Below are 13,668 nucleotides of genomic sequence, written 5' to 3'. Positions count from 1 at the left end.
GAGAGCTCAATATTCTACCGAGCTCTCAACATGATAACTAAGCGCTTACTGCGGCCAGTCTTGCAAAGCTTTTAAGCTAAACTCATAACCATCAAAATCTAGCACACTTTGCTCAGGTGTAATTTCTGTGACTGTTAGAGCACCTATGCTTTCTCCTTCGTGTAATTCTCGACCATTTAGCTTGATCCAACGTTTATCAGCACTCGATGAATATATATGCGCTTGATATTTAATACTAGGTAACATTGATTGCAAACCATCTGGTAGTAACTCTACAGGCTCAACACGTGATGACGTTTTTGACGCTTGAGTAACTTCATAATCTTGGTTTTTTTCGACATCTTGTATGGCTTGCGCAAATGCATTTTTAAGAGTTGTAGGCACGGCATCAAGCTCAGGGTCACTCGTCTGTTGGGATTGGGTGCTGCCATTAATTGGCTTACCCAATACTTTATATTTACTCATATCAAGTTGAGCAGATGCGGTATTTTGATTTTGCCCAAATACCGCAGTGTTTTGTGCATTATTTGGATTGTAATTACTTTGTGGGTTAAACGCTGGCTGATTATAATTTTGAACCGGCATTACTTGTTGCATGTTTTGCTGATTATAACCTGCTGCGCTCGTGATCTGGCTCGACGGCATAGGAATATACTGACCATTTGGGGTTAATAACATTTGCTGTACACCATTGGGTGTTTGCACATGCACAAGTTGCCCTTCAATTGTTGCAGTATTTGTTGGAGCTACTTTTGCAGGCTCTAACTTAGCTACTTGCTGTTTCTCAGCTTCAGCTTCAGCATCTTCCTCTTTAACGTCTTTGTTAGGCGATGATTTTTCGCTTTCCACCACCTTAATTACAGCGGGTTCCGCTGCGTTTAATAAAGTCGTACTTTGAAACCACTTTCCGGCGGTAAAGCCACCCGCTACCGCAATAAAAGCAGCTAAACTTGTACCAAATACTAATGCTAATCGTCTATAACGCTTAAGTGCTTGCTGTTGCTTTAACTGCTCAGATTGTAAGTCGTACTGTTCAGCACTCATATCTGATTGCTGCGACTGCTTTAGCGCATCTAATAAATAAGACATAACTTACCTAACTATAAAATAAATGAAAGCCCAATGCCTACGGCAAATAAAGCAGCGAATGCAAGGCTATAGGGTACAAATGACGTTGCTTTGTTAGCTTCGCTAACCGGTGCTACAAAATCCATGGGTAATGACTCATGGGCTGATTTTTTTATTATATCGCTATCAACTATCAACTGCTGCTTTGCAAAAGTCCCAACTAAAGCACGCTCACAGACCAAGTTCATTAATCGTGGCACACCGCCAGTTAATTGATGAACAGCTTGCATGGCATCCATCGAAAAGATTCCTTTATCACACCCTGCAATATGTAACCGATGCTTTATGTAAGCGACTGTTTGGCCTTGCGTAAGTGGTAATAAATGGTAACGAGCCGTTATCCTCTGGGCAAGTTGCCTTAATTCATTGCGCTTCAAAAGGTCTTGCAGCTCAGGTTGACCAACCAATACTATTTGTAATAATTTTTTATGATCGGTTTCTATATTTGTCAGCAAACGTAATTGCTCAAGCACGTTAGGGGCAAGTAATTGTGCTTCGTCAATAATAAGTATAGTGTGCCCGCCCGATTTATTATTAGTCTCTAAATGCTTTTTTATAATATCGGTAAGACTTTTAAGCGTCGCATTATGAACATCGTAACTAATATTGAGCTCATCACAAATACTGGCTAATAACTCCAGCTCTGAAAGCGCTGGGTTATGGATCATCGCTACTTGAGTGTTTTCAGGAAGCTGCTCTAACATACTGCGGGTAATTGTAGTTTTACCTGTACCTACTTCACCTGTTAATAATACAAAACCACCGTCTTCACCTAATCCATAGGTAAGGTGTGCTAAGGCTTCTTTATGTCGTTCACTTAAAAATAAGTAATGAGGGTTGGGCGAGATCGAAAAAGGTTTTTCGTTCAGGCCAAAATAGCTTAAATACACCGTGATGTTCCTTCGTAATTAAATCACGGCCTATAATGGCAAAAAAATGCGCTGAGTGACAACGTTATAAGCGCTTTATTATTGAAATAACGTAAATTTATGTAAAACAAAAAAAGTGCAGCTGTTTTAAGGCTGCACTTTTGTCTGTCTAATCTTAGTATGCATTTTACTCTTCGTAGCGCACTAACCGTAAATACACATTACTGGTTTTAGCATGTAAGCTATTCAACCCGCTATCAAATTGATAAACCCACGCTGAGCTCATCGTGCTTACACCCGATGTATTTGACCAATAGTTTTGAAGCTTAGTGCCCAAAAATACGTCTTCATTAATACTCGGCTCTGTGCAACTGTGCTCTAAAATACTCGCCAATTCTTTAATGTTAGGCATTTGCCAATCATCGTAATCTGCGGTTGTATCATTTTTAGCACCGCGTAGTGCCTCTTGCCAAGTAAGAGAAGGTGTTGAGCCTTCACAAAGTTGTGTCTCTGTATTATAAGTTTGCCCATAACTACAGCGTTGCCACATAAGGCCTGTTTCGCTATCAGACACTGTGCCATCTGCATTTATGGTAAATCTATCTGTCGGTGTTGTGGTATCTGCACCGTCGTAGCACGTTTGCGCCGCTGCAATATTAAAGCTCAAGCTTATAGTTGCTAGTGCATAGAGTAATTTTAATTTCATTATTTTCTCCTAACGACTTCTAACTAAACGTACATAAGCAGTATTTTCTTTTGGATAAGCAAGGTCGTTACCATCACTCATATCAATGATATACGCTTGAGATAAACTGGTACCATCAGCTGCTGTTTGTGAGGTCCAGTAACGTAAATGGCTTAATGCACTTTCACTTGGCATATTAGGAAAAAATGCCTCATCAATTAATATACTTTGCCCTTGTTTACCGTAATCAATTAAGCCCAAAAGCTCTGTATAAGTAGGTAATCGCCAGTTTGTACCACCACAAAAATCTAAATCATTAACTTCGTTTATATAACTTTGTACTCCACAACTTGTATTGTCCGGACACGTTGAATTGGCTGTACTGGTATCGGTAAAAGTCGTATTCCCTACATCCCAAAAGTAATGATTTTGACCATCACGTAACGAAGTATTTGGTACCGTGCCAGATGCCACACTTTTCACCTCCCATACAAGCCCAGTAACATTATCGCGTATACAGGTAAAGTCACTGCTATCATCACCAACTTCATCAGCAAACTCATTAAGTTTAGTGTAATCAAACGCTAAATTACCTTTACCAACTTTATCTAAGCGGTTTGCATAGCTATCGCGTCCAAGCTCTGCATCTTGCGCTGGAAAGTCATCACTCTCACAATTAATACGTTGAGTATTGTTATAACACTCACCAACACCACTATCGTTGATAAGTCCAAGTGCTTTGGGTGATACATCAACAAATAAAGAGTCTGTATCGGTGCGTCCTTTTGAGTCTGTTACCGTGACTTCAAAGCTCAATGTAGACTCAGTATCAACATCTGAGGCAAAAAATGTCGTTATACATTGGTCGCTATTGCTTAATGTTTCGGTATTACCGGTAAGTTGTTGCCATTCACACTTATAGGTATCGGTAACGGTTTCGCTATTTGTAGCATCAAGCGTTACTTGCTCAAACTCTTCGACATTTTGATCTGCGCCTGCATTTGCATCCACTAACTCATTTGTTTTGTTGAGTGTCATTGAATATTGAGTGCTCGCCTCGCCACCTTCATCATCAGTGACAGTTAGCTGCCAAGATAAATTCACGTTACTTTCAAGTAATGGATGAGAGAAACTAAGAGTCGATTCATTAAAACTCTCAATATCTAAATCAGGACCCGATAGCAATTGCCACAAATAACTATCAATTTGGCCATTATCATCAGGATCGCTCGACTCTAGGGCACTCAAAGTCACTGTATCTTTGTATACAGAGGGAAGTGTTTCAGGAGATGTTTGTGTAACAACAGCAAGAGGTAGTTGGTTATTAGAGCTCACTGAAATAGAAATGTCGTCACTAACAGCGCTACTACCTGTACTTTGATAGCTCACTCTTAATATTATTTCACTATCAGTTTTTACGTCAGGTGCAGTAAGTGTTTGCTCAGCGCCTTCAAGCGGAAAACCTTCTAAGCTTGGGCCGCTAACTTGTTGCCATGAAAACGTACCATCAGCGGGGGAACCTTGTGCTGTGATGGTAAATTCAGATTTTTCGATAATTTGTAAATCGGCTCCAGCATTAACAGATGTTTCAACAACTGTATTATCGCTATCACCGCCACCGCCCCCACACGCACTCAATAAACCACACGAAATGAGGGGAATTAAAGCAAACGCTTTCATACGCAGCACCTTATTATGTCAAATAATTACTATAGTGTAATCACTAGCAATAAAGATGCCATTAAAGTACTACATATATGTATCTTGATGAATGCGTACAAACAACTTCGTACCGATTTTACTGTAATCTATTTTGTATTCACGCCCGTCTAGGGCTTGAATAAACAGCAACTGCTTTTCTTCGCCAAATACATCAGCGCTACTTACATAAACCATTTCTAAATAACGCTCTTTTGCATCACGGCGGTTTTTAGGTAATTCTTCTTTAAATGGCTCCAGACCATGTTGCGTTACTTTAATTCGAGGATGAATTTCAGAGTTTACAATCACTAAATCATGCTTTTTATCTTTATGTATTATGGTGTTTCGACCACTTTTTAAAAAGGCTCTGTCTTGACTCATTTTTCTTTCCTACAGTCGTAGCTTAATTACTAAGCTGCGACGCTATAAACTGACTAGGCTCGCGCTTCCACTTATTTAAGTTAGCACTAAATGCCCAAATATCTCTATCTAACACGCTGGCAGGCAATAATAAATCGTAACCTGTTAGCTGCTGAAGGTGCTTAGTTCTATTAGCAAACATGGCTATAAGCCCAGTATAGCTTATCCCTTTATGGGATGTGTAATGTGTATCTTCTATTAACCATTCTGATGGGCAATTGCCATTTTTGCAATGTTTTTGAACAACTTGCATAAATAAATTACGCTGCTCTATTAATAATTTCCCTGCAATTCTAGGCGCTATGCTTGATAAAAAGTCGTCTATATCATTTACCTTAACGCCAACCGCATTTAATTCTAAATAGTCAAAGCCATCTTCTACTTTGGGTATTCCACTGTGATGAAAGTTACTATGAGGCACACACCAAGCTCCGTACTTGTGGCAATAAACGAGCTCAGATTCGCTTAATATAAGGCTATGGTATGGTTCTTGAGATTTTAAAAATCCAATAAAAATAGCCACAAGGCACAAGCTCACTAAAAATATTTCAAGTATGCTAATCTCACCCGGCCTCAGTAAATTAAATAACATAATAAAGACTAAGCCTATAGCACCTACAACAATCGCCTCAATTGCGTTTCGCGCGCCCTGTGCCCGAAACTTAATGACATTGTCAGATTTATCCATATCGGTAAAACACCATATAAAAAACAAACATAATAATGCCCCAAATTATGACCTTTCTTGTTGTTATACATAAGTTACAGCTAGTTTTAAATTTCATACATTACCGCTTTTTCCTCAACAAAATAGGAACAATGAATAAATCTTATTTACTTTTACGCTTAACGCACAAATTTATGAGATACATAACCGTCTTTTCACGGTCTTATTTCGTACAATACTTACAATTCATTTTCAGGTATGAAATCAATGTACTCAAGACAATCAGGTAAAGCACTTTTTCCATTTATTATTACGTTACTTTTAATATTTAGCGTTTATTTATATTTACCCGCTAGCCACGGCGAACAAGCTGATTCATCTCAAATGTCTACCCAGGTAACGGCTCATACTGTTACCTCTGAGGAAAACGCAGTGATGATAGAGGCCATCGGTAGTGCACGTGCAAACCAAGCTATTTATATAAAAAGTGCGCAAAACGATTATGTCACAGATATATATTTTAAAGATGGCGACTTAGTCAGTAAAGGACAAAAATTAGTACAGTTACAAAGCCAACAAGAGCAACTTGCAGTTAAAGAACTCGGTATTAACTTACGTGAGGAAAAACGTCAGTTAGATCGCCTTACCGAACTTTCACGCTCGCAATCAACGGCAAAGTCATTACTTGAAGAACAATTATCTCGTGTTGATGCCACTGAAGCTCAACTAGAAAGCGCTAAAACAAAGTTAAATGAAATGACTATTACCGCGCCATTTTCGGGCCTATTAGGTAAGCGTGAAATATCAGTTGGTGCCTACGTAAGCAACACAACAATAATCACCACACTTGATGATATTAGTATTATTAAAGTTGACTTCAAAGTACCTGAAAAATATTTAGCACAATTAAACATGGGTATGAAAGTACTTACCCAAAACGATGCCTACCCAGGGCAGACATTTAACGGCAAGGTAACGCATATTAGCTCGCGTATTGATTCGGTAACACGCAGTGTTGAAGTAACTGCAAGTTTTGCTAATAAATCAGGATTACTTCGCCCTGGTATGTTACTAAATACAGCACTTGAGCTAAGCAGTAACCAAGCTTTAATGGTGCCAGAAAAAGCAGTTATACCTTTACAAGACAAACACTTTGTTTTTCAAATTCAAGACGGAGTAGCCAATAAGGTTGAAGTGCATGTTGCTGGCAGAAATAATGGCTGGGTTGCTATCGATGAAGGTTTAAATGATGGCGAGCAAATTGTTACTGAAGGGCTAATAAAAATTCGCTCTGGTAGTAAAGTAAGCGTAAAGGGGTAATACGTGAAAATTACTGATACTAGCGTTAAACGCCCCGTTTTTGCCATAGTAATTAATTTACTACTTCTTACTTTTGGTCTGGTTGCATTTACTATGCTGCCACTTCGTGAGTACCCTGATATTGAAACGCCAATAGTAAATATCAGCACTGAATACACAGGTGCTTCTGCCGAAATTATAGAAACCAAAATAACGCAAATAATAGAAAATCGAATTTCCGGTATTGAAGGTATTAAAAGTATTAACTCTTCGAGCCGTAATGGGCGCTCAAACATTACCATTGAGTTTGATATTAACCGCGATATAGATGCCGCATCTAACGATGTACGCGAACGTGTAGCACGTGCACTTGATAGCTTGCCTGATCAGGTACGCCCACCAGAAGTGTCTAAATCAAACAGTGATGAAAGCCCTATTGCATGGTTTGTATTAAACAGTGAAACAATGGACTCGTTACAGCTCTCTGATTATGCGCAGCGTTTTATTGTTGACCGCTTAGCCGTTGTAGATGGTGTATCTAACGTGCGTATTGGTGGTGAGCGCCAATACGCCATGAAAATTTGGCTAAACCGCCAAGCAATGGCTGCACGCGGTATTACCTCAAGCGATATTGAAAATACACTGCGTACAGAAAACGTTGAATTACCTGCCGGCGAAATAGAATCAATAGATCGCGACTTTACCGTGCGTACTGCACGTAGTTATAAAGATCAGCGCGATTTTAAAAACCTTGTTATTAAACGTGGTGATGAAGGTTACCTAGTACGTTTAGGTGAAGTTGCCGACGTAAAATTAGAAGCTGCCGATGACGAAAGCTTATTTCGTGGTAACGGGCGCAACATGATTGGCCTAGGAATTGTAAAACAAGCTAAAGCAAACACGCTTACCGTAGTAGATAACGCACGCAGTGAACTTGAAAAAATAAAACGTAACCTACCTGAAGGCACCACAATTCAAGACAGCTACGATTCGTCTGTATTTATTAAAGAATCAATTAATGAAGTTTACAGCACACTTGCCATCTCTATGGGTTTAGTCGTACTCGTTATATTTTTGTTTTTAGGCAATATACGAGCAACGCTTATTCCTGCGGTTACCGTACCGGTCGCACTTGTTGGTAGCTTTATGTTTTTATTAGCAATGGGCTACTCAATCAACTTACTAACTTTACTTGCCTTAGTACTGGCTATTGGTTTAGTAGTAGATGATGCCATTGTAATGCTTGAAAACATTCACCGTCGTATTGAACTGGGTGAGCCGCCATTACTAGCTGCATATAGAGGTGCGCGTGAAGTTGGTTTTGCCATAGTAGCAACCACGCTTGTACTAATATCGGTGTTTGTGCCATTGGTGTTTATGGATGGCCGTATAGGGGCATTATTTACTGAGTTTGCAATGGCGGTGAGTGCTGCCGTATTTTTCTCAAGTGTTACAGCGCTTACTCTTGCACCAGCCTTGTGTTCTAAAGTACTTAAAGTATCAGACAAACCAAATAAATTTAGCCAATGGATGGACCGCCAGTTTACTAAAATTGAAGTAAGTTACCGTAATTCGCTCTCCACTAACATAACCCGTAAATGGGGCTTAATGGTGAGCTTATTATTAGCGGGCTTTGTTAGTTACTCGTTGTTTTTACAAGTTCCCTCTGAGCTAACGCCAAAAGAAGACCGTGGCACGTTCTTTATTATGATGAGCGGCCCTGAGGGCGCAAGTTACGAAAATAACGCCGCTAATATGGCTAAAATTGAAGAACGCTTAATGCCTTACTCGCAAGCAGGTGAGCTTAGTCGCGTACTTGTTCGAGTACCTGGCTGGGGTGGCAGCGGCGGTGTTGCTATTGTTGGTATGGCCGATTGGGATAAGCGCAAACGCTCAACATGGGAAGTAATGGACGAAATAAGCGGTAAAATGCAAGAAGTTACCGATGTTCGTGCATTTGCCATTATGCGCCGTGGTATTGGCGGTGGTGGTTCATCTCGCCCTATTGAGTTTGTATTGCAAGGTAATGATTACGCTCAACTTGCCGATTGGCGTGACCGTATAATTAAGCGTGCTGAACAAAACCCAGGTTTAGTAAGAATCGATCATGATTATAAAGAAACCTTCCCGCAGTTTTTAGTCAGCATAGATAAAAACAAGGCCGCTGATTTAGGCGTTTCTGTATCTGATGTAGGCCGTACACTTGAAACAATGCTTGGCCAGCGCCGTGTTACAACCTTTATTGACCGCGGTGAAGAATACGATGTAATTTTAAAAGGGACGAAAGAAGACTTTACTAACCCTACTGACATTTCAAATATATATCTTAAATCACGAAGCGGTGAACTAGTCCCACTTGATAGCCTTATCAGCTTAAAAGAAGAAGCAACCGCATCGCGCTTAAACCGATACAACCGTATGCGCGCAATTACATTAAGCGCCAACTTAGCCGACGGTTATACGCTTGAGCAAGCGCTTAACTTTTTAAACGAAGTAGCCGCGCAAGAAAACGATATAGATGGCGCCGTAGATTACAAAGGCGAGTCGCAGCTTTATTACGAAGGCGCATCAGCGATGACCTACGTATTTATACTTGCACTCACTGTTACCTTTTTAGTACTGGCAGCGCAGTTTGAAAGCTTTATGCATCCGTTCGTCATTATGCTTACCGTACCACTTGGTTTAATGGGCGCTATGTTCGGACTTTGGGCTACAGGACTTACCTTAAATATTTACAGCCAAATAGGTATTGTCATGCTCATTGGGTTAAGTGCTAAAAACGGTATTTTGATTGTAGAATTTACTAACCAACTGCGCGATAAAGGCGTTGAATTTAGTGAAGCTATTTTGCAAGCAGCAACTCAGCGTTTGCGCCCTATTATTATGACCTCGCTGACTACGGTTATGAGTTCGGTACCTTTAGTACTTGCTTCAGGTCCGGGCGCTGAAAGCCGTATGGTGATAGGTGTAGTCGTGTTTACCGGGGTTATTGTATCGACCCTACTAACTCTTTTTGTTGTACCTGCTGCATATTATGCACTTGCACGTAACACTCAATCACCTGAGTTTTTACAGCAAAAATTAGACAAACAAGCCGCTGAAAAACCTTTCGAAGAGATCTAGCCTCTTAATTGCGCCGTAACCTTGTTGTTACGGCGCATACAATTTATGCTCGCCTTTAAACCCCATATACATTTTAGGAATACTTATGAGCTCAACAACGCAAGTAGCAACATTTGGTGGCGGCTGTTTTTGGTGTATAGATGCTGCATTTAGACGTGTAAATGGCGTACTAACCGTAAGCTCTGGCTACACCGGCGGTGAAACAAATAACCCAACATATGATTCTGTATGCTCAGGCACAACCGGTCACGCTGAGGTTGTTAAAATTGAATTTAACGCGACTGTAGTTAGCTTTGAAACACTCTTAGCAATGTTTTTCACACTGCATGATGCAACACAATTGAATCGCCAAGGTAACGATATAGGCACACAATATAGAAGTGTGGTTTACTATCACGATGAAGCTCAACTTAAGCAAACCAACGAAGTGATAGCTCAACTGCAAAGCCATGTCGCTGAGCCAATTGTGACAGAAGTCAGCCCTGCCACTACGTATTATCCAGCAGAGCATTATCATCAAGATTACTATAACGAAAACCCACAGCAGGGTTACTGTAGTATTTTAATAGCACCTAAGTTACACAAGTTTGAAACCGTATTTAAAGAGTTCTTAGCTGACTAGCTAATTTGAGTAGTTAAACTTAGCTACACATTAAAAAGCCCGACATAAGTCGGGCTTTTTAATATTAATAAATACCGTTAAAACTGGTAGCTTGCGCCTGCAAAAAAGCGACGCTCTGCCGTGTTGTAGTAATACACTTCACCCGTTGTAAAATCAGTGTTTGAATCAACAGCGTTATATTCTTTATCAAATAAGTTTTCTACACGAAGCGAAACTTCAATATGTTCATTTACTTGATAATTACCCGCTAAGTTCCAAAGTGTATAAGAGCCTAAGCGAGTCACAGCACCTTGTCGGTCGCTACGGTATTGCATGTCTAAGCTTGCATCAAAAGCACCAAACTGTTTTGCAAGTTCCCAGTTAAAAGTACGTTTAGCAACATTACGCAACTCTGCGCCCGTTTCTTCGTCTTCAGCGCTTAAGTAAGCAAAGTTAAGGTTGCTATCAAAACCAAAAAACTGCTGAGATAAGCTAAATTCAACCCCTTCGTAGCGTGCTTCATTTAAGTTGATAGGAAAAAAGTTAGAATCTAAAGATATCTTATCTTCAATATCATTTCTAAAAATAGCAACGTCAATACTTGCTATATCAAAATCTACATTTAACCCAATCTCTTGATTTAATGATTTCTCAGGCTCTAAATCTGGATTAGATGAAGGTGGAAAACCAGGAAAAGCCGGAAAGTATAAATCGTTAAATGTAGGTGCTTTAAAGCCAGTACTTTGGCTTATACGAAATGTTGCATCTTCAGATAAGTGATAACCAGCAGCGGCTGTATATGTTGTTTCATCACCAAACTGTTCATCATCGTCTTGGCGAATTGTTAAATTAGCTAACACTTTTTCAGCATTGTAATAAGCCCCAACAAATACTGCTAATACATCACGCTCTTGCATATCATACTGCGTTGAACTGTGCGATACATCATCGTTGTACCAGTTAACACCACCGCTAATATTAAGCTCTTCAGATAGTATATATTGACCGTTATAATCAAATTGCACACGTTTCGTTATAAAATCATTTACACCAAATGCTGAGGTATCGTGAGAATCATCTGTTGAAATAGCAATATCAATACTGTGCGATTGGTTAGTGTAGTTTTTACTCCAACCTGCAGAAAGCTGATAGTTTTTAAAATCACCTGTTTCTATAGTACTTGTGGCTGGACTAAAGCGACTGTCGTAATCTGCATAGCCTTCACTGTATTGGCCTAATAACTTAAAGTCGCCGTAATGTGCATCGGTGTAGTTTATTTTAAAACCAAGGTTTTTATTTTCATAGCCATCTTCATCTGGTGCAACGCCTTGCAGTGCATCAAAGTTATCTGTTTTTTCAAAGCCTGCGTTAAATGCTGTTGTTATATCATCTGATTTTACAGAGCCCGCAACTTGATAATTTTGATAAGAGTCAGAACCAAATGTAGCGCTTAGGGATAAGTTATCTGACTCACGCGTAATAATATTAATAACACCAGCGAGTGCATCAGATCCATAAACAGCCGCGCGAGAGCCTTTAATAATTTCTATGCGTTCAATACTATTTAGAGGGACATTATTTAATGCTTTTTGACCTAGTGTTGCTGAGCCTGTACGTACACCGTCAATTAAAATCAACGTATCGCCAGAGCCCGTACCACGAAGTGACACACCTGTATTTTGACCAAAACCACCGTTTGGATTAACCTGAAAACCCACTCGCGTGCTTAAAAGTGTAGGTAAATCGCGTACGTTACTAGCTTCTATTTCAGCACGTTCAATAACATTTACACTCGCTAAAACGTCGTTAATTGATTGCTCAAACTTATTAGCTGTAACGGTTATTTTTTCAATTGATTGCTCTGCACCAGACACAGAAAATGAAAGCGCAGCAGAAATTGCAACGCCTAGAGTTGTTTTGTTTAACATGAGGTCCCCTACCTTTGCCCACCGCAAAGATTTAAGTAAGTAAGATTGCATCAAGGCCGGTCTCCGGACTCAGTAAGCATATAAAAACATGCAATACTTTACCGTTGCGGGGGCAGTGTTGGGCTTGTAGTCATCATGAAAACTCACCAACTTCCCGATTATCCTGCTAAAAAAATCATTACATGAAGTGGCTAGCAAGCACCTTGAAAATATGCCGTCATTGTGAGCATTTTGTTTACAAATGTCAATGGACGTCTATATAGCTAAAAGCCATTTCAGTTCAGTGCTGTATTATTATAGCTTGAAGGAATACCGTACTTATCAAGTAGCTTCTGAAGTTGCATTTGTGTAGTAGGTAAATTTAATATTTCATCCATTTTGTGACTAGATATTTTATTTGATTGTGAGTTAATCAAAAAATGTGTTTCATACACTGCATCTGGTACGTCACTCTTAAATAGTAAATCCATATTTAAGATATTCTGCTTTTTAAAATACTGATAAGCAATACTGTTTAAAACCCCGACTTCAGCGCGCCTTAATAGCAGCATTTTAACTACATTGAATTCATCAATTGTTAGGCTTACCTGGTGCTCTTCTCTCAAGTATTCGGCATTTGTATTAAATCCTGCAAATTGATACGAGTACCCTAAAACCCCAACTTTGGTTAATTTGTCCAGATTGTCAAAATAAGTTTGTTCTGATGCATTCTCTTTGAGTGTATAAAGCTCGTTTTTGGTGATGGTATAAAATTCAGTTTTTTCAATGTTTTTCTGCGTTGTTTTTGGCAACCATTGCATTGCCATTAAAAATAAAACGTCGAAATTATTTTTTTCAACAGACAAAGTAAGCCTTTTTACAGGTAAAGAAATAAGTATAAAGTTAAATTCCTCCTGTGCGTCGTTTAAAATATTAATAAACTCAGGAGCAAAGCCCTGCTTTTTTTGCGCGTTAATAATAATCGGAAAGTAGCCATCTTCGACCAATACATCAATATCAACTGGCTTTGATAAGCTTGGCTTGGCAAATATAAGCAAAACAAATAACAGAAATAATTGATGGGGTCTCATTTTAATACCTTCTAGAGTGAAATTTTTATTATATTCAATTAAATATAATAGCTTAAATATCAAAAAGTGGATTAACACATGCAGAACTACGAGAGGATAAGGTGGGAAAGTTGTAAAAAGATTAAGTAGCTTTAATCTGTCTGCAAATATAGACAAATTAAAGCACTTTTATTAAAA

Annotated in this window: 11 protein-coding genes and 1 riboswitch; of the genes, 3 read left to right on the top strand and 8 right to left on the bottom strand. The window is 39.3% G+C overall.

Annotated features, from left to right (window positions below):
• Nucleotides 1-45: 45 nt before the first annotated feature.
• The 6 genes from I6E69_RS10530 to I6E69_RS10505 form a co-directional block, all read right to left on the bottom strand.
• A complete protein-coding gene (locus I6E69_RS10530; protein WP_197121226.1) occupies nucleotides 46-1,089 on the bottom strand; it encodes a general secretion pathway protein GspB in 1,044 nt (347 codons plus the stop codon).
• Between the two features lie 11 nt (nucleotides 1,090-1,100).
• The gene (locus tag I6E69_RS10525; protein WP_002958743.1) at nucleotides 1,101-2,018 is read right to left on the bottom strand and encodes an ExeA family protein; all 918 of its coding nucleotides are present in this window, start codon (nucleotides 2,016-2,018) and stop codon (nucleotides 1,101-1,103) included.
• Between the two features lie 166 nt (nucleotides 2,019-2,184).
• Entirely contained in the window at nucleotides 2,185-2,703 is a 519-nt protein-coding gene (locus tag I6E69_RS10520) for a DUF1566 domain-containing protein (protein WP_182720278.1), read from the bottom strand.
• 9 nt (nucleotides 2,704-2,712) lie between these two features.
• The gene (locus I6E69_RS10515; protein WP_197121225.1) at nucleotides 2,713-4,362 is read right to left on the bottom strand and encodes a DUF1566 domain-containing protein; all 1,650 of its coding nucleotides are present in this window, start codon (nucleotides 4,360-4,362) and stop codon (nucleotides 2,713-2,715) included.
• A 69-nt stretch (nucleotides 4,363-4,431) separates the two neighbouring features.
• The gene (locus I6E69_RS10510) at nucleotides 4,432-4,764 is read right to left on the bottom strand and encodes a hypothetical protein (RefSeq protein ID WP_002958746.1); all 333 of its coding nucleotides are present in this window, start codon (nucleotides 4,762-4,764) and stop codon (nucleotides 4,432-4,434) included.
• Between the two features lie 22 nt (nucleotides 4,765-4,786).
• The gene (locus I6E69_RS10505; RefSeq protein ID WP_197121224.1) at nucleotides 4,787-5,491 is read right to left on the bottom strand and encodes a DUF2982 domain-containing protein; all 705 of its coding nucleotides are present in this window, start codon (nucleotides 5,489-5,491) and stop codon (nucleotides 4,787-4,789) included.
• 246 nt (nucleotides 5,492-5,737) lie between these two features.
• Between I6E69_RS10505 and I6E69_RS10500 the strand changes: the two genes are divergently transcribed.
• The 3 genes from I6E69_RS10500 to msrA all read left to right on the top strand — a co-directional run bounded on the left by I6E69_RS10500 (nucleotide 5,738) and on the right by msrA (nucleotide 10,514).
• The gene (locus I6E69_RS10500) at nucleotides 5,738-6,790 is read left to right on the top strand and encodes an efflux RND transporter periplasmic adaptor subunit (RefSeq protein WP_039484841.1); all 1,053 of its coding nucleotides are present in this window, start codon (nucleotides 5,738-5,740) and stop codon (nucleotides 6,788-6,790) included.
• 3 nt (nucleotides 6,791-6,793) lie between these two features.
• Nucleotides 6,794-9,892, top strand: a complete 3,099-nt coding sequence (locus tag I6E69_RS10495) for an efflux RND transporter permease subunit (RefSeq protein WP_197121223.1) — start codon at nucleotides 6,794-6,796, stop codon at nucleotides 9,890-9,892.
• Between the two features lie 85 nt (nucleotides 9,893-9,977).
• Nucleotides 9,978-10,514, top strand: a complete 537-nt coding sequence (msrA, locus tag I6E69_RS10490; RefSeq protein ID WP_197121222.1) for a peptide-methionine (S)-S-oxide reductase MsrA — start codon at nucleotides 9,978-9,980, stop codon at nucleotides 10,512-10,514.
• Between the two features lie 77 nt (nucleotides 10,515-10,591).
• Here msrA and I6E69_RS10485 read toward each other — a convergent pair whose 3' ends face one another.
• Both I6E69_RS10485 and I6E69_RS10480 read right to left on the bottom strand, forming a co-directional pair.
• Entirely contained in the window at nucleotides 10,592-12,421 is a 1,830-nt protein-coding gene (locus I6E69_RS10485; protein WP_197121221.1) for a TonB-dependent receptor, read from the bottom strand.
• A gap of 36 nt (nucleotides 12,422-12,457) precedes the next feature.
• Nucleotides 12,458-12,642, bottom strand: a riboswitch (cobalamin riboswitch).
• A gap of 54 nt (nucleotides 12,643-12,696) precedes the next feature.
• Nucleotides 12,697-13,647, bottom strand: a complete 951-nt coding sequence (locus I6E69_RS10480) for an ABC transporter substrate-binding protein (RefSeq protein ID WP_197121220.1) — start codon at nucleotides 13,645-13,647, stop codon at nucleotides 12,697-12,699.
• Nucleotides 13,648-13,668: the final 21 nt, after the last annotated feature.

It is taken from the genome of Pseudoalteromonas sp. NZS100, assembly GCF_015864815.1.
Taxonomy (GTDB): domain Bacteria; phylum Pseudomonadota; class Gammaproteobacteria; order Enterobacterales; family Alteromonadaceae; genus Pseudoalteromonas; species Pseudoalteromonas distincta.
Note: the sequence above shows the minus strand (reverse complement) of the source record. Positions and strands in the feature narration are given on the sequence as shown.